A 17,229-nucleotide genomic window follows, 5' to 3' on the forward strand; every position below is an offset into this window, starting at 1 on the left:
ATCGAAGCTGAGCGGTTGCCTCACCGTCCGAACGTCTTTGCGAAAGCCTCGCCATCTTTCAGGCCGATCTCATAGGCGCGGCGCAATCCATTCGGATCGCGGATGGTGAAGTTGTTCACGGTCACGGGTTCCGAGGGACTGACAACCGTGCGGTTTGGCGTGGAAGGCGGCACGCGGCCGTGCCGGGTGGTCAGCAGAAGTGTGCGGCCACCTTGCTCCTCGGTTCCTTCCAGCATCAGAAGCGGCGGATTGTCGACCAGCCCGCCATCGAGGCAGGGACGGCCATGGATGCGGCCGACGCGCATGAAGGGCGGCACGGATGCGGTGGCAAGCAGGCCGTCGATCAGGTCGCGGGCGGTCTGCATCTCATGCGTCGAAATCCAGGCGGGGGACAGGCCGAGATAGCGCCCCGCCTTGGAATAGGCTCCGCCGGTGACGCGTTTCTCAAGCTGATAGGCGGCAATGGAACCGAGAGCCGCAATCGCCGAGGGCATGAGCGGCGGCGGGCGTGAGACCTGCATGAGGATGGGCGGCTGGGCCTTCAGTGTCTCCAGATCGCCGTCGTCGAACATGGTTGCGAGGAATTCATCGAACAGGCCGCCAACAACGAAGGGCGAGCGGCCGAAGACGAGGTTCTTCCAGACGACATCCGGCAGGCCCTTCTCCGCGAAGGCAATCGCCGCCTCGCGCACCTGCCGCGCCTTGCCAGCGAGATTCATCGCGCAGTGATAGGCGCCGGCCGAGACGGTGACATAGTAATCCGGACGCTGCGGATGAAGGCCGTTGAAAGCCTCCCAAAAGCCGGACTGCCAGTAACAACGATTGCCGCCCCCGGCAAAGCCGATGGCATCGAAACGGATGGATTGGGACATCGTTGAGTGCTGCTGATTGACGGAGACGTAAAGGGAAGCGGGATCAGAGCAAGGCGGGGTGGGTTTGTCAATGCGGGAGAGCGGCTGGGTTTTTAAGGCCGATCGTTCTATTTGCGAAGAAGGGCTAAGCCTTCTTCTACGCGGCCTTTACCCCGCTCCTGCATGTCGCGAAACTGCAGATAAGCGTCGTAGTCTTTTGCTATGTGAGCCGCTGCTTTTCCAAGCAGTTCACTCGCCGTGATCCCGTTGATTGCCGCGGCAGCGTGAACCTTCTCTTCTATCTCTGCAGTGATTTCGATTACGATGGTGCCCATGCTTCCGATCCGTTTGAAACCAGAACTCACATGGGGCGCATGATGCGCTTAAAAGTTTTCTCTCGCAAACGACAAGTGAAGACGCGTGCTGCTTTTCACTCCGTCATCCTCGGGCTTGTCCCGAGGATCTGCTATGGTCTGTCTCGCCCCATCGTGAATGGCTTGAAACGGGAGTTTGCTTAAGCCACGGTGGCTCTGCCAGATCGTTGAAATCTCGTTTTCGTCAGTAGATCCTCGCCACAGGGGCGAGGATGACGGTTCGTGAGGGGCGAGCGTTAGCATGTCCCCCAAACTGCGTCCTTACCGGATCCGCTTCGCCGCCGGTTCCGGGACCAGATCGCCGGCCAGCCGTCGGTCGAGGTAGTCCTCGCATTCGGCCATCAGCGGTTCCATCTGGTTGGAGAAGAAGTGGTTGGCGCCGGGGATGGTCTTGTGGGTGATGAGAATGCCCTTCTGGGCCTTCAGCTTCTCGACGAGACCGTTGACGTCCTTTTCAGGTGCCACGCGGTCGGCATCGCCGGAGACGATCAGGCCGGAAGACGGGCAGGGGGCGAGGAAGGAGAAGTCATAGATGTTCGGCTGCGGCGCGACCGAGATGAAGCCTTCGATTTCCGGGCGGCGCATCAGGAGCTGCATGCCGATCCAGGCGCCGAAAGAGTAACCTGCAACCCAGCAGTTCTTCGAATCGGTGTGCATGGACTGCACCCAGTCGAGCGCCGAGGCTGCGTCGGACAGTTCGCCCGCGCCATGGTCGAATTCGCCCTGGCTGCGCCCGATGCCGCGGAAGTTGAAGCGGAGCGTCGTGAAACCGCGCTTCTGGAACATGTAGAAGAGCTGGTAGACGATCTGGTTGTTCATCGTGCCGCCGAACTGCGGATGCGGATGCAGGATGATGGCGATCGGGGCGTTCTTTTCCTTGGACGGCTGGTAGCGACCCTCAAGACGGCCGGCCGGGCCATTGAAAATGATTTCGGGCATAATTTCTCCGGTCTGTTGCCGGTTCTAACCGCGAAAAGGACGTGTTAGTACTTGACGAAACAAGTCAGCTTTTCTAAACCTAGTTTAGAACCATTCGAAAAAGTCGGACTTAGGCCCGCTTTCCTGATGGGCATGTCTCTTACGGCATGCAATGCTGAAATTTCAAGAAAAATGCGTCATCCCAAAAGGCTGGCGAAATAGACGGCAAGTCATGGCTGGAAAGCGAACATATCTGGACTGGAACGCGACTGCGCCGCTTCTTGATGAAGCGCGTGACGCGATGCTGTCCGCGCTGGCGCTGCCGGGTAACGCCTCGTCCGTTCATGTCGAGGGCCGGGCTGCTCGGGCCGTGATCGACCGGGCGCGCGACAAGGTGGCGGCGCTGGTTGGCGCAAAGCCGGCGAATGTCGTCTTCACCTCGGGCGCGACGGAAGCTGCCAATCTGGTGCTGACGCCGGATTTCCGTATGGGGCGCTCACGCCTTAAGGTTTCAAAATCGTATGTTTCGTCTATCGAACATCCTGCGCTTCGCGAGGGTGGGCGGTTTGCGAAAGAATATGCCGTTGAAATACCGGTGACGGCTGCAGGTGTCATCGATCTCGAGGCTGTGGATACTCTGCTTTCGGGGCACGACATGGCGGCAGGGTTGCCGCTGGTGGCCGTTATGCTGGCGAATAACGAGACGGGCATTGTTCAGCCCGTTGCAGAGGTTGCGGCGCTGGTGCGCAAGGCCGGTGGCATTTTTGTTTGCGACGCCGTGCAGGCTGCGGGTCGCGTGCCGGTTTCCATCGATGCCATCGGTGCGGATTTCCTGATCCTCTCGGCCCACAAGATCGGCGGGCCGAAGGGAGCAGGCGCGCTGGTTTCGCGTGGTGAAGCCATGATGCCGGCACCTCTTTTGCGTGGCGGCGGCCATGAGAAGGGGCATCGGGCAGGGACGGAGAATATCGCTGCGATTGCCGGCTTTGGCGCGGCGGCGGAATATCAACGCCAAAACCTTGAAGCACGGGCTGAGAGCCTCCAGCTTAAGAGGGACCGGCTGGAAAGCGCGATGCGCCGCGTCTGCCCGGAGATCATCATCCATGGCGCGGATAGCCTGAGGATACCCAATACATCGTTCTTTTCCGTGCCAGGGCTGAAATCCGAGACGGGGCAGATTGCGTTTGATCTTGAAGGGGTTGCACTCTCTGCAGGCTCCGCCTGTTCGTCCGGCAAGGTGGGCGAAAGCCATGTGCTGGCCGCGATGGGCTTCGACCCGAAGCTTGGCGCACTGCGCGCCTCGATTGGGCCGGAAACCACGGAAGACGATATCGACCACGCCATTGCCGCCTTTGAACGGCTTCTGGCGCGGCTCAATCGGCAGGGCGCTGCCGCTTGAATACGTGACAAGATAAGACTTGAGGAAAAGCAATTTTCCTTGCGGAGCCGCTGCAATCGCTGCAAAAGCTCCGGCCAACAGATGAAGATGACAAGCTGCCGGTTCTTGAGCCGGCAAGATTGGAGCACACCATGGTCGCCGTTCAGGAAACCATTGATCAGGTTCGCAAGATCGACGTTGATCAATATAAATACGGCTTCGAGACGATGATCGAATCCGACAAGGCCCCGAAAGGTCTTTCGGAAGATATCGTCCGTTTCATCTCTGCCAAGAAGCAGGAGCCGGAATGGATGCTGGAATGGCGTCTCGACGCCTATCGCCGCTGGCTGACGATGGAAGAGCCGACCTGGGCGCGCGTCAACTATCCGAAGATCGACTTCAACGACATCTATTACTATTCCGCGCCAAAGTCGGCGTCCGGCCCGAAGTCGCTGGACGAGGTCGATCCGGAACTGCTCAAGACCTATGAAAAGCTCGGCATTCCGCTGAAAGAACAGGAAATCCTGGCCGGCGTGAAGCCGTCGAAGATCGCCGTCGATGCCGTTTTTGACTCGGTCTCCGTCGTGACGACCTTCAAGGAAGAGCTGGCCAAGGCCGGCGTCATCTTCATGTCGATCTCGGAAGCGATCCGCGAACATCCGGAGCTGGTGAAGAAATATCTGGCTTCCGTCGTGCCGGTCACGGATAACTACTATGCGACGCTGAATTGCGCCGTCTTCACGGACGGTTCCTTCGTCTATGTCCCGAAGGGCGTGCGTTGCCCGATGGAACTGTCGACCTATTTCCGTATCAACGAGAAGAATACGGGCCAGTTCGAGCGCACGCTGATCATCGCCGAAGAAGGCGCTTACGTCTCCTATCTCGAAGGCTGCACCGCGCCGCAGCGCGACGAGAACCAGCTGCATGCGGCTGTTGTCGAGCTGGTCGCGCTGGACGATGCCGAGATCAAGTATTCCACCGTCCAGAACTGGTATCCGGGCGACAAGGACGGCAAGGGTGGCATCTACAATTTCGTCACCAAGCGCGGCGATTGCCGGGGCAAGAATTCCAAGATCTCCTGGACCCAGGTCGAGACCGGTTCGGCGATCACCTGGAAATACCCGTCCTGCATTCTGCGCGGCGACGGTTCGCGCGGCGAGTTCTATTCGATTGCCGTGTCGAACGGCCATCAGCAGGTCGATTCAGGCACCAAGATGATTCATCTCGGCAAGAACACGTCGAGCCGCATCATCTCCAAGGGTATCTCGGCCGGCTTCTCGCAGAACACCTATCGCGGCCAGGTGGCAATCAACCGCCGCGCCGAAAACGCCCGCAACTTCACCCAGTGCGACTCGCTCCTCATCGGCGACAAGTGCGGCGCGCATACCGTCCCTTACATCGAGGCGAAGAACGCGACGGCCAAGCTGGAGCACGAGGCGACCACCTCTAAGATCTCTGAAGACCAGCTCTTTTATTGCCTCGCACGCGGCATCCCGGAAGAGGCAGCCATCGCGCTGATCGTCAACGGCTTCGTGAAGGACGTGATCCAGGAACTGCCGATGGAATTTGCGGTTGAAGCGCAGAAGCTGATCGGGATTTCGCTTGAGGGTAGCGTGGGGTGATTGGCTTGGGCTGGGTTGGTCACGGGTAACGCACGATGAAGTTTATCAGGCAGTGTTTCAGGTTTTGTCTCGCTGCTGTTGGAGTGTTACTCGGGTTGAGTTTTGTCGTTGGGCTGGCTTTGGCTTTGGTCGGTAGTCTTTCTGGCGAGGAGTCGCTTCGCGACATTGGCGGTAAGTTGGTTCTTCTGCCCGTTGGCGCGTTTCTGTTGTTGATTTTCTCGCCTTTTGGAGAGGTGACTGCCTTTTGGCCTTTCGGCTCTCTCAAGAGTGCGAAGACGTCAGAAGAGAAGGGGAAATTGGACGAGAAGCGACCGGGTTGAAGAGGGTATGTGGAATGTTGGTTCGGATGTGAGGCAAGAACGTCGTCATCCTCGGGCTTGTCCCGAGGACCTACTGATGAAAACGAGATTGAGACGGTACAGATGGAATGCTGCAGGTGAAGCGACTCCCTCGCGTGGTCCATTCACCGAGCGGGCTTGGCGGGCGTAGCAGATCCTCGGGACAGGCCCGAGGATGACGGAGAGGGAGCAGCGCATCGCATGACCGGCTTCGTCTACATGATGTCGGACAAGCCGCGGGGTGTGATCTACACCGGTGTTACTAGCGACCTTCATGGGCGCAGTTGGGAACACCGGAATGGAGTGAATAAGGGTTTTACGGCGAAGTATCAGGCCAAATATCTGGTCTGGTTCGAAAGCCATCCGAATATCGTTTTGGCGATCCGGCGGGAGAAGGCGCTGAAACGGTATGTGCGGGAGTGGAAGATAAAGCTGATCGAAGATTTCAATCCAACTTGGTTGGACCTTTTCGAGAGGATTGACGAGATTGAGAATGTCTATAGGCCGCATCCGAATACGCGGATGTGGGATGATTATAACTAAGGTTGGATCACCTGGAGCGGCATTCAAACCCTCAACGTCATCCTCGGGCTTGTCACGAGGATCTACTGACGAAGACGAGAATGAGACGGTGCAGCGAGCGAGCTGCGGGTGAAGCGGGCGGCGCGGCAGGGTCCGTTTACGGAGCTGCTTTGGCGAGCGTAGCAGATCCTCGGGACAGGCCCGAGGATAACGACGTTGAGGCCCGAGGATGACGGAGGTCGAGGTTGCGCCCTCGCCAAAAGAAGAACATGCCAGACCTAGTCCGGCGACAGGAATATCAAACAGGCGGCTTTTGATCCGCCCGATGAACAGGAAGAAAACGATGCTTGAGATCAGAAACCTTCATGCGCGGATCGCCGAGGATGGCACCGAGATCATTCGTGGTTTGAACCTCACGGTGAAGGCCGGTGAAGTGGCGGCCATCATGGGGCCGAACGGGTCGGGCAAGTCGACGCTGTCCTACATCTTGTCGGGCCGCGAGGACTATGAAGTCACCGAGGGCGACATTCTCTATAATGGCGAGAGCATTCTGGAGCTTGATCCGGCAGAGCGTGCCGCGAAGGGCATTTTCCTGGCCTTCCAGTATCCGGTCGAAATTCCGGGCGTTGCCACGATGCAGTTCCTCAAGGTGGCACTGAATGAGCAGCGCAAGCAGCGCGGCGAAGCCGAACTGACGACGCCGGACTTCATGAAGCGCGTCAAGGATGCGGCCGCGCATCTCAAGATCGCGCCGGAAATGCTGCGCCGGCCGCTCAATGTCGGCTTCTCCGGTGGCGAGAAGAAGCGCGCCGAAATCCTGCAGATGGCTCTCCTGGAGCCGAAGCTTTGCGTGCTCGATGAAACGGACTCCGGCCTCGACATCGACGCGCTGAAGATCGTGTCCGATGGCGTCAATGCTCTGCGGTCGCCGGATCGCGCCGTCATCGTCATTACGCACTACCAGCGTCTGCTGGAACACATCGTGCCGGATACGGTTCACGTTCTCTACAAGGGGCAGATCATCAAGTCGGGCGACAAGTCTCTGGCGCTCGAACTCGAAGCCAACGGCTATGCCGACGTGATCGAAGCGGCGGCTTGAGGACGAAGCGATGAGTGCTCAACCCCAGATCAAGCTGACGGAAGCGGAAAATGCGCTTCTCATAGCTTACACCGAACAGGTCGGCGACCTGCCGGGCAATGGCGATGTGCTGGTGGCCCGCGACCGCCTGATAACCGACATCAAGACCCGTGGCCTGCCGACGCGCCGCGTCGAGGCCTGGCATTATACGGACCTGCGCAATCTGCTGCGTCAGGTGCCGGATCATGCCAATGGTGATGTGAAAGCCCTTGAGCCCTTGATTGCCGGCAGCGCGGTTTTGGCGCTGGAGAACGGCAAGGTCGTGCGCAAGGCCAAGGCCGAGGGTGTTTCCGTTCGTGGTATTGCGGCCATGCTGGAAGACGGTACGGGCGCATTCCTGATGTCGCCACGCGGTGACGATGATGCGGTCGGCCGTATCAATGGCGGCTTTCTGCGCGACGGGCTCGAAATTGCGGTGGCCGATGGTGCGGCGCTGGCCGAGCCGATCGAATTGCAGGTTCTGCATTCGGGCGGGCAGTCGCATGGGCGCTTCGTCGTGTCGGTTGGCGCCGGGGCCTCCGCCCGCATCGTCGAGCGTCAGCAGGGCAATGGCGCGGCACAGGCACTCGTGTCCAGCGTGTCCGACCTGACGCTGAAGGCCGGCGCGGATGTCACCTGGGTCATCGTGCAGGAGCAGGGCGTTTCGGATACCCATCTCGGCCAGATGAATTTCCGGCTCGAAAAGGATGCCAAGCTCCGCCTCTTCATCGTCAATGCCGGTGGCAAGCTGGTCCGCCAGGAAGTGCATGGCGTGACGGTGGGCGAGGGCTCGGACTTCACCTTCCGGGTCGTCAACCTGCTCGGCGGTGAAAGCCATACCGATGTGACCATGACGCTCGGTCATGATGTGCCGGACACGACCTCGACCGAAATCGTGCGCAATGTCGTGTTCGACAAGGCAAGCGGTGTCTTCCAGGGCCAGATCCGGGTGGCACCCGACGCGCAGAAGACAGATGCGCGCATGGCCTGCAACACGCTGCTCCTCTCCGAAGAGGCCGATTTTTCGACCAAGCCGGAGCTGGAAATCTTTGCCGACGACGTGCAGTGCGCCCATGGCGCGACGGTCGCCGATATCGACCGCAACCATCTTTACTATCTGATGGCGCGCGGCATTCCGGAAAAGAAGGCGCGGGCGCTTCTGGTGCAGGCTTTCGTTGCGGAAGTGGTCGAGGAACTCGATGACGAACCGCTGGTCGAAGCGCTGGAAGATGTCATCGAAGGCTGGCTCGAAAGGCATGGTAACTGACATGGACGCATCCGCGACCGCATACGACGTCGAGGCTATTCGCCGGGACTTCCCGATCCTGTCGCGTGAAGTCTACGGCAAGCCGCTCGTCTATCTCGACAACGGCGCTTCGGCCCAGAAGCCGCAGGCCGTCATCGATGCGGTCTCGCATGCCTATTCCAACGAGTACGCCAACGTGCATCGCGGCCTGCATTTCCTGTCCAATGCCGCGACGGAAGCCTACGAAGCGTCGCGCGAGAAGGTGCGTCGTTTCCTGAATGCAGGCTCGGTGGACGAAATCGTCTTCACCAAGTCCTCGACGGAGGCGATCAACACGGTCGCCTATGGCTGGGGCATGCCGCATATCGGCGAGGGCGACGAGATCGTCGTGACGATCATGGAGCATCACTCCAACATCGTCCCGTGGCATTTCATCCGCGAGCGGCAGGGCGCGAAGCTGGTCTGGGTTCCGGTCGATGATGACGGCGCGTTTCATATCGAGGCGTTCGAGAAGTCGCTGACGGAAAAGACGAAGCTCGTTGCCATCACGCATATGTCGAATGCGCTCGGCACGATCGTTCCGGTCAAGGAAGTCTGCCGCATTGCGCATGAACGGGGCATTCCGGTTCTTGTCGACGGATCGCAGGGCGCCGTGCACATGCCCGTCGATGTCCGCGACATCGATTGCGACTGGTATGTCATGACCGGCCATAAGCTCTATGGTCCGTCGGGCATCGGCGTGCTTTACGGCAAGATGGATCGGATGAGAGAGATGCGGCCCTTCATGGGTGGCGGCGAGATGATCGTCGACGTCAGCGAAGAGGCTGTGACATATAACGATCCGCCGCATCGCTTCGAGGCCGGCACACCGCCGATCGTTCAGGCGATCGGGCTCGGCTATGCGCTCGACTATATGGAAAAGGTCGGCCGTGCGGCGATTGCGGCGCATGAGGCGGATCTGACGGCCTATGCGACGGAACGTCTCCGGGCGGTGAATTCGCTCAAAGTGTTCGGCAATGCGCCGGGCAAGGGCGGCATTTTTTCCTTCGAACTTGAAGGCATTCATGCCCATGACGTATCGATGGTGATCGATCGGCAGGGCGTCGCGGTTCGGGCGGGCACGCATTGCGCCCAGCCGCTCTTGAAACGCTTCGGCGTGACGTCCACATGCAGGGCGTCTTTCGCCATGTACAATACGCGCGCCGAGGTCGACAAACTGGCCGAGGCGCTGGAACAGGCGCGCAAGTTCTTTGCCTGAAAGTGAGATGGCCATGAGTGTAAACGAAGCAGAGAGCGCAAGCGAAGCCGTTCAGGACGAGGCCCAGGCCGGTGTCCGCGAGGGCATTGTGCAATCGTCCATTCCGGCCGATGAGCTGGCGCGTCTGTCGGACGATATCATCTCCGCGCTGAAGACGGTCTATGATCCGGAAATTCCGGCGGACATTTTCGAGCTCGGGCTGATCTACAAGATCGATGTCGAGGATGACCGCATGGTCAAGATCGACATGACGCTGACGGCGCCCGGCTGCCCCGTGGCTGGCGAGATGCCGGGCTGGGTCGAGAATGCCGTGGGTGCGGTCGAGGGCGTATCCGGCGTCGAGGTCAAGATGGTGTTCGAGCCGCCGTGGTCGCCGGCCCGCATGTCGGAAGAGGCGCAGGTCGCGCTCGGCTGGTACTGAGTTTTATCTTTCGCGGCCCAACTTGAAGGCTTAACCGCGCGGGATTACATTTTGATTCACGAAGCGCGGGCCTTGAACCCGTTGCGGAAGGAGAGACAGATGGCTTTTCAGGTCATGACGCTGACTGAGGCTGCGGCCGGTAGGGTCAGGGAAATCGTCGAAAACAGTGGTGCCGAAGCGCAGGGCCTTCGCGTGTCGATCCGCAAGGGCGGCTGCGCCGGCATGGAATATGCCGTTGACCTCGTCTCCGAGCCGAATGCGAAGGACGATTTCATCGAGCGCGATGGCGCGAAGGTCTGGATCGATCCGGCCGCCGTGCTCTATCTCCTCGGCACACAGATGGATTTTGAGACCACCAAGCTGCGCTCAGGCTTCGTCTTCAATAACCCCAATCAGACGTCGGCCTGCGGCTGCGGCGAATCGGTCGAGTTGAAGCCGGCGGACCTTGCCAAGCTTGCCGGTCTCGAAGCGCGCGCCTGAGCCGCCATCCGGCGTTTCATTTGTTTCAGCTTATTGAAGCGCTCCATTGACAATCTTCAGGGTTGGACGTTTCTTGCGCTACCCGAAGTCTGCAAAGCGGGGTAAGAGTCGGTTGCCGCGTCGGTCGTGCCGGTTTGTCGGCACGGAAAGATCGCGATGCTTCCGGCATGGTGAGGCCCTGAACGCGTGTTATCCCATTCTGCCATTCGGCATGCCCTCGCTGCGGTTATCGCGGAACCTGCCTTTGTCGTGACATTGGACGGGCGCTATGCCTGCGACAACGCGGCATTCAGGTCGCGCTTCGGCCTCTGCGAAGACCAGTTGCACGGCTCTGAGGTTCCCGGAATATCGTCGCACGCACTCTGCAGCCTCGCCTGTGCGCGGCTTACGGTTTCGCTCGCCGGTATTGCCAATCCGTTGAATGTGGTGGTGCAGCCGCTTCTCGCCCGCAATCTCGTCATCGGCTATTGCGCGCGTCTTGAAGCCTGGCCGCTGCGCGAAGCCGCGCTGGAGGAGGCGCCTTCATATATACAGCGGGCGCTCGACAGCCTGCCCTTCGGGCTGACGGTCTGGGATGCTGGGGATAGACTGCTTGTCGCCAACAAATCCATCGCCGATCTCTATCATTCGCATGGAGTTACGATGGTGCCGGGCGTGAACCGGATCGAAACGGTGTATGCGGGGCTGAAAGCCGGACTGTTTGGCGCCAAGTTTACCGGGATGGCGATTTCATTGGAGGATTTCGCGTCCAAACGCTGGCTCAGCCGGCCTTTTATTTCCGGTGCAGCCACCATCGAACGCCTGGCAAACGGGCTTTGGGTGAAGATCACATCCCATGTCTGCGAAAATGACTTCATCGTGACCTATTACGAGAGGATCGACGAGCCGACCGGCAACGAGATCAAGCCGGCGGCGACGGCGGAGTATTTCCTCTCGCTCCTGCGCTACCTGCCGGATTTCGTGGTTCATATCGGTCTCGACGGCAAGCCGGAATTCATCAACGCGCCCTTTGCCGAGGCGCTGGGTCTGGATGGCTGGGAGACGGGACAGGCGCTTTCGCCGGAGTTTTTTGCCGATACGTTCGGGACGTCGTTGCAGGACATGTTGAAAAAGCTGTCGGTGGGCGCTCCCCCTGTCTCCTTCGACCAGCGTCTGCGCAAGGCCGATAACTCGTTTGTCTGGTTGCGCTGGAGCGCACACGGACTGTTTCATGGCGACAAGCCCGTTGGCATCGTCGCAACCGGGCGCAATATCACGCTGGAATATTCGCAACAGCAGGAGCTCAAACACCAGAGCGAGGAGCTGGCGAAGAAGAACAGGTCGCTCGAACAGTTCGCGGCCGTTGTTTCCCACGACCTGAAAGCGCCGCTCCGTCATATCTCGGTGTTCGCCGACATGATCGTTGAAGAGGCGGCGAACGGAAATCTTGCCGATGTCACCGTCTATGCGCAACAGGTGCGCAGCTCGGCCCAGCGCATGGACCGGGTGATCAGGCGGCTGCTTGAATATTCGCAGATCGCCTACAAGATTGCGGCCTTCAGCCGTGTCAACCTGGCGGATATCGCCATTCAGGCGATCCAGAATCTGGAAAGTCAGATCGAGGAGGCCAAAGCCGAACTTTTGCTGTCAAAATTGCCGTCGATCAATGGCGATCCCGATTTGATGCGTCATCTGTTGCAAAATCTGATCGCCAACGCGGTCAAATATCGGCGCAAGGGTGTTGCGCCGCGGATACGGATTTATGCGACGGACAAGGGGGCGATGGTGAATCTTGTGGTGGAGGACAACGGCATCGGGATCGACCCGAAATTTGCCGACCGGATTTTTACAGCTTTTCAGAGGCTTCACAGCGACGACAAGATTTATGAGGGTTTTGGCATCGGGCTGGCGCTCTGCAAGCAGATCGCCGAGAGCCATCGCGGCGTTATTGAACTCGATGCCACCTATCGCGGTGGTGCGCGATTCGTGGTTCGCCTGCCGCAGAATGTGAACCTGAAGGAGCAGTCCTCGTGAGCGTGGAACCGATGCGCATTCTGGTGATCGAGGACGATCCGATCGACTTCTCTCTGGTGAAGAAGGGGTTCGAGGGGGTGGATGCACCGGTGGAACTGTTTCACTGTCCCTCCGCAGACCGGGTGGTCGAGCTTCTCGAAAGCCGGGCCTGCAAAATCGCCTTGCTGGACCTCAGCCTCGGCGGTGACGCGGGGATGGATGTTCTGAAGGCGATCCGGGCCGACAAACGTTTTTCGACCCTGCCGGTGATCGTGCTCTCTTCCTCGGCCAGCCACCGCGATATAGCCGATGGTTACGCCGCTGGCGCGAATGCCTATGTCGAGAAGCCGCTGACCATGGAGCTCTACCGACGTTTCGCCCGCGCCTTCGCCGCCTTCTGGGTGGATGTCGCTGCGATCGGTTGATTGGCGAGGTTTGATCGTCTCGTAGCGAAAAGGGGCACTTCAGAGAAGCGTTTTCTCCGAAATGCCCAGTTGAAGGGGGCGTTGAAGCGCCCCCCGTTCGCAGCCTGCCGCAGCAAGCCCGTTATATTGCCTGATTGCTTTGGCTACCCGAAAGGCGTCACTTGGTCGTCGAAGTTGCGGGTTTGGCTTCGTCCTTGGCAGCGGCCTTGTCGTGTGTCTTGTCGGGCGTCTTCGTGTCGGCCGCCTTCGTTTCCTTGGCCTTGTAGGGCTGGCCGTAGATGTCGACGATGTTGAGCATGGCGTGGTCGGTCGCCCCCTTCAGCAGCGCGTTGGCTTCGTAGAACTTGCCCTGGTCGATCAGGTCTGCCGCCTTGTTCACGTCATTCGTCGTCTGTTCGAGCGGCAGAACCGCGGTGGTGAACTTGACGTCGACATCGGCGAGGGCGAGCTTTTCGAGGGCTCCCTTGCGATCCGCATTCTTCAGGCTCTGATTGGCGTCAGCGACGGCCGCCATCTTCTCGGGCGTGGCCTGGAAATCCTCGCCGAGCGAAATCTGGGAGTCGACCGGCAGCCAGGCTATGGGCTTGGTCGCGTCTGCCTTGTTCGCTTCTGCCTTGTCACCCGGCTCGGCCTTCTTCGCCGGCGTCAGTTCCGAAACCGCCTTCATGAAGACGCTGTCGTCTTTGGCGGCCTTCTGCATTTCATCCCGGGCCTTCTGGATCAGCGATTTTGCCTGGTCCGGCTCAGCGTTGAAGATGGCGATGCGCGTTGCCTGGATGTCCTGCAGCGCCTGTGCGCCGTCCTTGGAAAGCTTGCCGACATCCTTGTCGATCGCCTTGTTGAGTTTCGTGTCCTGCTTTGCAGCTGCAGGTGCTTGAGTATTGGCTGCCGAATCCGCTGCATAAGCGACACCACTCATAACAGTGCTTGCGATCAGGATCGCTGCCAAACTTTTGTGAATGGTCATCATACTTCTCCGTCTTGTTTGTTCTGCTGCGGCACCGAGGTTTATCCTTGATGTCGAGGACAGAATAACGCCGGAGGTCCGATTATTTGCATTACAATCGGGTCATGAAGCATTGTTAAGATTTTAGTCTTTCTAAATCGACTTCCGCGAGTGCATCCGATTTGTGCATGAGGCTGTCACAAAAGAGAGCCGCCGCGCTGCGGGGTCGGCGGCGCGGCGGCTTGATTTGACGATACCTGTTCTGGCGGGCGCGGTTTACTCGGCCGCTTCCTTGTAGTCTTCCACAGGCGGGCAGATGCAGAAGAGGTTGCGGTCGCCATAGACATTGTCGATACGGTTGACGGGCGGCCAGTACTTGTCGACACGGAAGGCGCCGGGTGGGAAGCAACCCTGTTCGCGGCTGTAGGGCCGGTCCCATTCGCCGACGAGGTCTTCGACCGTGTGCGGGGCGTTCTTCAGCGGGTTGTTGAGCTTGTCCATCGTGCCGTCTTCGATGGCCTGCGCCTCGGCACGGATCGACAGCATGGCATCGCAGAAGCGGTCTATCTCGGCCTTGGTTTCGGATTCCGTCGGCTCGACCATCAGTGTCCCGGCAACCGGCCAGCTCATCGTCGGGGCATGGAAGCCGCAGTCGATCAGGCGCTTGGCGACATCGTCCACCGTGACACCTGCGCTGGCGGCAAGCGGGCGGGTGTCGAGGATGCATTCATGCGCCACGCGGCCCTTGGCTGACTTGTAGAGCACGTCATAGGCACCCTTGAGGCGGGCGGCAATGTAGTTGGCATTCAGGATCGCGACCTTCGTCGCCTGCGTCAGCCCTTCGCCGCCCATCATCAGGCAGTAGCTCCAGGAGATCGGCAGGATCGAGCCCGACGCGTAAGGGGCGGCCGAGACGGCGCCGGCTTCGCCCGAGCGTGGGTCGGTCGGCAGGAACGGGATCAGGTGGCTCTTCACGCCGATCGGGCCCATGCCGGGACCGCCGCCGCCATGCGGGATGGCGAAGGTCTTGTGGAGGTTCAGGTGGCTGACGTCGGAGCCGATGTCGCCGGGGCGGGCGAGGCCGACCATGGCATTCATGTTGGCGCCGTCAAGATAGACCTGACCGCCGTGCTGGTGGGTGATCTCGCAGATCTCGCGCACCGTCTCCTCGAACACGCCATGCGTGGACGGATAGGTGATCATGGTGCAGGAGAGGTTTTCCGAATGCTCTTCGGCCTTGGCGCGGAAGTCGGCGATATCGATATCGCCATTCTCCAGAACCGCGACCGGAACGACCGTCATGCCGGCCATCTGGGCCGAGGCGGGGTTGGTGCCATGCGCCGAGGTCGGGATGAGGCAGATGTGGCGATGCGCACCGCCGGAGGCCTTGTGATAGGCGCGGATGGTCAGGAGGCCCGCATATTCGCCTTGCGCGCCGGAATTCGGCTGCATGGAGAAGGCGTCGTAGCCGGTGATCTGGCAGAGCTTGGCTTCCAGATCGGCGATCAGGGCACGATAGCCTTCCGTCTGGTCATCCGGCGCGAAGGGGTGGATTTCAGCGAATTCCGGCCAGGTGATCGGCAGCATTTCGGCTGTCGCATTCAATTTCATCGTGCAGGAGCCGAGCGGGATCATGGCACGGTCGAGCGCGAGGTCGCGGTCGGCGAGGCGGCGGATATAGCGCGTCATCTCGCTTTCGGCGCGGTTCATGTGGAAGATCGGATGCGTCAGATACTCGGTCTTGCGCATGTTCTTCTCCGGCAGGCGCCATTCCGGCGTCTTGGCCTCGTCCACGGTCATGTCGCCGCCAAAGGCGCGCCAGACGGCTTCCAGCGCCCAGGGGCGGGTGCGCTCATCCAGCGTGATGCCGATCTTCGTATCGCCGATGGCGCGCAGGTTAACGCCCTCTGCCACAGCCGCCTTGAGGATGACCTTCTGCAGACCGCCGACATCGACGGTGATCGTGTCGAAGAAGGTTTCCGGTTCGACCTTGAGGCCGAGCTTTTCGAGACCTTCGGCCAGACGCACGGTTTTCTGGTGCACCGACTGCGCAATCGCCTTGAGGCCCTTGGGCCCATGGAAGACGGCATACATGGAGGCCATGACCGCGAGCAGGACCTGCGCGGTGCAGATGTTCGACGTCGCCTTTTCGCGGCGGATATGCTGTTCGCGGGTCTGGAGCGACAGACGATAGGCGCGATTGCCGCGCGCATCGACCGAGACGCCGACGATGCGGCCGGGCATGGAGCGCTTCAGCGCATCCTTCGCCGCCATGTAAGCCGCATGCGGGCCGCCGAAGCCCATCGGCACGCCGAAGCGCTGGGTCGAGCCGATGGCAATGTCCGCACCCATTTCGCCGGGTGACTTGAGCAGCGCCAGCGCCAGCGGATCGGCTGCGACGACGGCGAGCGCCTGCGCCTGATGCAGCGCCTCAATCTGCGGCGTGAAGTCATGCACATGGCCGTAGGTGCCGGGATACTGGAAGATCGCGCCAAAGACCACTCCGGGCATCAGATCCTTGAGCGGATCGCCGACCTTGATCGACCAGCCGAAGGGCTCGGCGCGGGTTTTCAGGAGCGCAATCGTCTGCGGGTGGCAGTTCTGGTCGACGAAGAAGGTCAGGGCCTTGGACTTGGCCGAGCGCTGCGCCATGGCCATGGCTTCGGCGGCGGCGGTGGCCTCATCGAGCAGCGAGGCGTTGGAGATGTCGAGGCCGGTCAGGTCGCAGACCATGGTCTGGTAGTTGAGCAGCGCTTCGAGGCGGCCCTGGCTGATTTCCGGCTGGTAGGGGGTGTAGGCCGTGTACCAGGCGGGGTTTTCCAGAATGTTGCGCTGGACCACCGGCGGGGTGATCGTGCCGTGATAGCCCTGGCCGATCAGCGACGTGAGCCGCTGGTTTCGGTTGGCCGTCTCGCGCATCAGGTCGAGCGCTTCACGCTCGGTCAGTGCCGGACCCCAGGCGAGCGGCGCCTTGACGCGGATGGAGGCCGGAACCGTGTCGTCGATCAGCGCGTCGAGCGACGGATAGCCGATGACCTTGAGCATCTCGGCCATTTCGTCCGGCGAGGGGCCGATATGACGCCGGTTGGCGAAGTCATAGGGCTGGTAGTCCGTGAAGGTGAAATCGGCGTAACGGGTCATCGGTGTGGGTTCCGGTTTATGGGAGTGGTGTCGTACTGAGGGGCCTTTCTGGTCCCTCGTCTTCGCATCTTGGACTGTCGCTTGCTCGGCCCTTGCGGGCCGCCCCCTCATCTGTCCTTCGGACATCTTCTCCCCGATGAGGAGAAGCGGGAGTTTGCCGCAGCCTCTCGGTTCTCCTCGCCCCTTCGGGGAGAGGTCCG

15 protein-coding genes are annotated in these 17,229 nt (G+C 60.3%); 10 read left to right on the plus strand and 5 right to left on the minus strand.

Annotated elements, in window-relative coordinates; genetic code table 11:
• Nucleotides 1-20 precede the first annotated feature (20 nt).
• The 3 genes from LQK83_RS03470 to LQK83_RS03480 form a co-directional block, all read right to left on the minus strand.
• A complete protein-coding gene (locus LQK83_RS03470) occupies nucleotides 21-872 on the minus strand; it encodes a patatin-like phospholipase family protein (RefSeq protein WP_230835876.1) in 852 nt (283 codons plus the stop codon).
• Between the two features lie 107 nt (nucleotides 873-979).
• Nucleotides 980-1,186, minus strand: a complete 207-nt coding sequence (locus LQK83_RS03475; protein ID WP_230835877.1) for a hypothetical protein — start codon at nucleotides 1,184-1,186, stop codon at nucleotides 980-982.
• A gap of 300 nt (nucleotides 1,187-1,486) precedes the next feature.
• Complete coding sequence (locus tag LQK83_RS03480) at nucleotides 1,487-2,164, minus strand: alpha/beta hydrolase (protein ID WP_112629218.1); 678 nt, start codon at nucleotides 2,162-2,164, stop codon at nucleotides 1,487-1,489.
• A 211-nt stretch (nucleotides 2,165-2,375) separates the two neighbouring features.
• Here LQK83_RS03480 and LQK83_RS03485 point away from each other — a divergent pair, with 211 nt between their 5' ends.
• From LQK83_RS03485 to LQK83_RS03530, 10 genes are all read left to right on the plus strand, one after another.
• Entirely contained in the window at nucleotides 2,376-3,542 is a 1,167-nt protein-coding gene (locus LQK83_RS03485) for a cysteine desulfurase family protein (protein ID WP_230835878.1), read from the plus strand.
• Between the two features lie 131 nt (nucleotides 3,543-3,673).
• Nucleotides 3,674-5,143 carry a Fe-S cluster assembly protein SufB gene (gene sufB, locus LQK83_RS03490; RefSeq protein ID WP_230835879.1) on the plus strand — a complete coding sequence of 490 codons (1,470 nt, stop codon included), beginning with the start codon at nucleotides 3,674-3,676 and terminating at the stop codon, nucleotides 5,141-5,143.
• A 539-nt stretch (nucleotides 5,144-5,682) separates the two neighbouring features.
• Nucleotides 5,683-6,024 (plus strand): GIY-YIG nuclease family protein, encoded by a 342-nt coding sequence (locus LQK83_RS03495; protein WP_230835880.1) that lies wholly within the window; start codon nucleotides 5,683-5,685, stop codon nucleotides 6,022-6,024.
• Nucleotides 6,025-6,346: 322 nt separating this feature from the next.
• Nucleotides 6,347-7,102 carry a Fe-S cluster assembly ATPase SufC gene (gene sufC / locus LQK83_RS03500; protein ID WP_109857525.1) on the plus strand — a complete coding sequence of 252 codons (756 nt, stop codon included), beginning with the start codon at nucleotides 6,347-6,349 and terminating at the stop codon, nucleotides 7,100-7,102.
• Nucleotides 7,103-7,112: 10 nt separating this feature from the next.
• Nucleotides 7,113-8,387, plus strand: a complete 1,275-nt coding sequence (gene sufD, locus LQK83_RS03505) for a Fe-S cluster assembly protein SufD (RefSeq protein WP_230835881.1) — start codon at nucleotides 7,113-7,115, stop codon at nucleotides 8,385-8,387.
• A complete protein-coding gene (locus LQK83_RS03510; protein ID WP_442966707.1) occupies nucleotides 8,377-9,624 on the plus strand; it encodes a cysteine desulfurase in 1,248 nt (415 codons plus the stop codon). Before sufD ends, LQK83_RS03510 begins: the two co-directional genes overlap by 11 nt.
• Nucleotides 9,625-9,637: 13 nt before the next feature.
• A complete protein-coding gene (locus tag LQK83_RS03515) occupies nucleotides 9,638-10,045 on the plus strand; it encodes an SUF system Fe-S cluster assembly protein (RefSeq protein WP_230835882.1) in 408 nt (135 codons plus the stop codon).
• Nucleotides 10,046-10,144: 99 nt separating this feature from the next.
• Nucleotides 10,145-10,525, plus strand: coding sequence for a Fe-S cluster assembly scaffold SufA (gene sufA / locus LQK83_RS03520; RefSeq protein WP_230835883.1), 381 nt, complete (start codon nucleotides 10,145-10,147; stop codon nucleotides 10,523-10,525).
• Nucleotides 10,526-10,774: 249 nt separating this feature from the next.
• The gene (locus tag LQK83_RS03525; RefSeq protein WP_230835884.1) at nucleotides 10,775-12,538 is read left to right on the plus strand and encodes a sensor histidine kinase; all 1,764 of its coding nucleotides are present in this window, start codon (nucleotides 10,775-10,777) and stop codon (nucleotides 12,536-12,538) included.
• Nucleotides 12,535-12,942 carry a response regulator gene (locus LQK83_RS03530; protein ID WP_230835885.1) on the plus strand — a complete coding sequence of 136 codons (408 nt, stop codon included), beginning with the start codon at nucleotides 12,535-12,537 and terminating at the stop codon, nucleotides 12,940-12,942. The genes LQK83_RS03525 and LQK83_RS03530 overlap by 4 nt, the downstream gene beginning before the upstream one ends.
• Nucleotides 12,943-13,099: 157 nt before the next feature.
• Here the strand turns inward: LQK83_RS03530 and LQK83_RS03535 are convergent, their stop codons facing one another.
• Nucleotides 13,100-13,909 (minus strand): YfdX family protein, encoded by an 810-nt coding sequence (locus tag LQK83_RS03535; RefSeq protein WP_230835886.1) that lies wholly within the window; start codon nucleotides 13,907-13,909, stop codon nucleotides 13,100-13,102.
• Nucleotides 13,910-14,164: 255 nt separating this feature from the next.
• Complete coding sequence (gene gcvP, locus LQK83_RS03540) at nucleotides 14,165-17,029, minus strand: aminomethyl-transferring glycine dehydrogenase (RefSeq protein ID WP_230835887.1); 2,865 nt, start codon at nucleotides 17,027-17,029, stop codon at nucleotides 14,165-14,167.
• Nucleotides 17,030-17,229: the final 200 nt, after the last annotated feature.

Source organism: Rhizobium sp. C1, from assembly GCF_021026335.1.
Classification (GTDB): Bacteria; Pseudomonadota; Alphaproteobacteria; order Rhizobiales; family Rhizobiaceae; genus Ensifer_A.

Excerpts from the sequence above, each read along its gene's own strand:
- LQK83_RS03470 (WP_230835876.1), bottom strand. The coding sequence starts at position 872 with ATGTCCCAATCCATCCGTTTCGATGCCATCGGCTTTGCCGGGGGCGGC.
- LQK83_RS03475 (WP_230835877.1), bottom strand. The coding sequence starts at position 1,186 with ATGGGCACCATCGTAATCGAAATCACTGCAGAGATAGAAGAGAAGGTT.
- LQK83_RS03480 (WP_112629218.1), bottom strand. The coding sequence starts at position 2,164 with ATGCCCGAAATCATTTTCAATGGCCCGGCCGGCCGTCTTGAGGGTCGC.
- LQK83_RS03485 (WP_230835878.1), top strand. The coding sequence starts at position 2,376 with ATGGCTGGAAAGCGAACATATCTGGACTGGAACGCGACTGCGCCGCTT.
- sufB (WP_230835879.1), top strand. The coding sequence starts at position 3,674 with ATGGTCGCCGTTCAGGAAACCATTGATCAGGTTCGCAAGATCGACGTT.
- LQK83_RS03495 (WP_230835880.1), top strand. The coding sequence starts at position 5,683 with ATGACCGGCTTCGTCTACATGATGTCGGACAAGCCGCGGGGTGTGATC.
- sufC (WP_109857525.1), top strand. The coding sequence starts at position 6,347 with ATGCTTGAGATCAGAAACCTTCATGCGCGGATCGCCGAGGATGGCACC.
- sufD (WP_230835881.1), top strand. The coding sequence starts at position 7,113 with ATGAGTGCTCAACCCCAGATCAAGCTGACGGAAGCGGAAAATGCGCTT.
- LQK83_RS03510 (WP_442966707.1), top strand. The coding sequence starts at position 8,377 with ATGGTAACTGACATGGACGCATCCGCGACCGCATACGACGTCGAGGCT.
- LQK83_RS03515 (WP_230835882.1), top strand. The coding sequence starts at position 9,638 with ATGAGTGTAAACGAAGCAGAGAGCGCAAGCGAAGCCGTTCAGGACGAG.
- sufA (WP_230835883.1), top strand. The coding sequence starts at position 10,145 with ATGGCTTTTCAGGTCATGACGCTGACTGAGGCTGCGGCCGGTAGGGTC.
- LQK83_RS03535 (WP_230835886.1), bottom strand. The coding sequence starts at position 13,909 with ATGACCATTCACAAAAGTTTGGCAGCGATCCTGATCGCAAGCACTGTT.
- gcvP (WP_230835887.1), bottom strand. The coding sequence starts at position 17,029 with ATGACCCGTTACGCCGATTTCACCTTCACGGACTACCAGCCCTATGAC.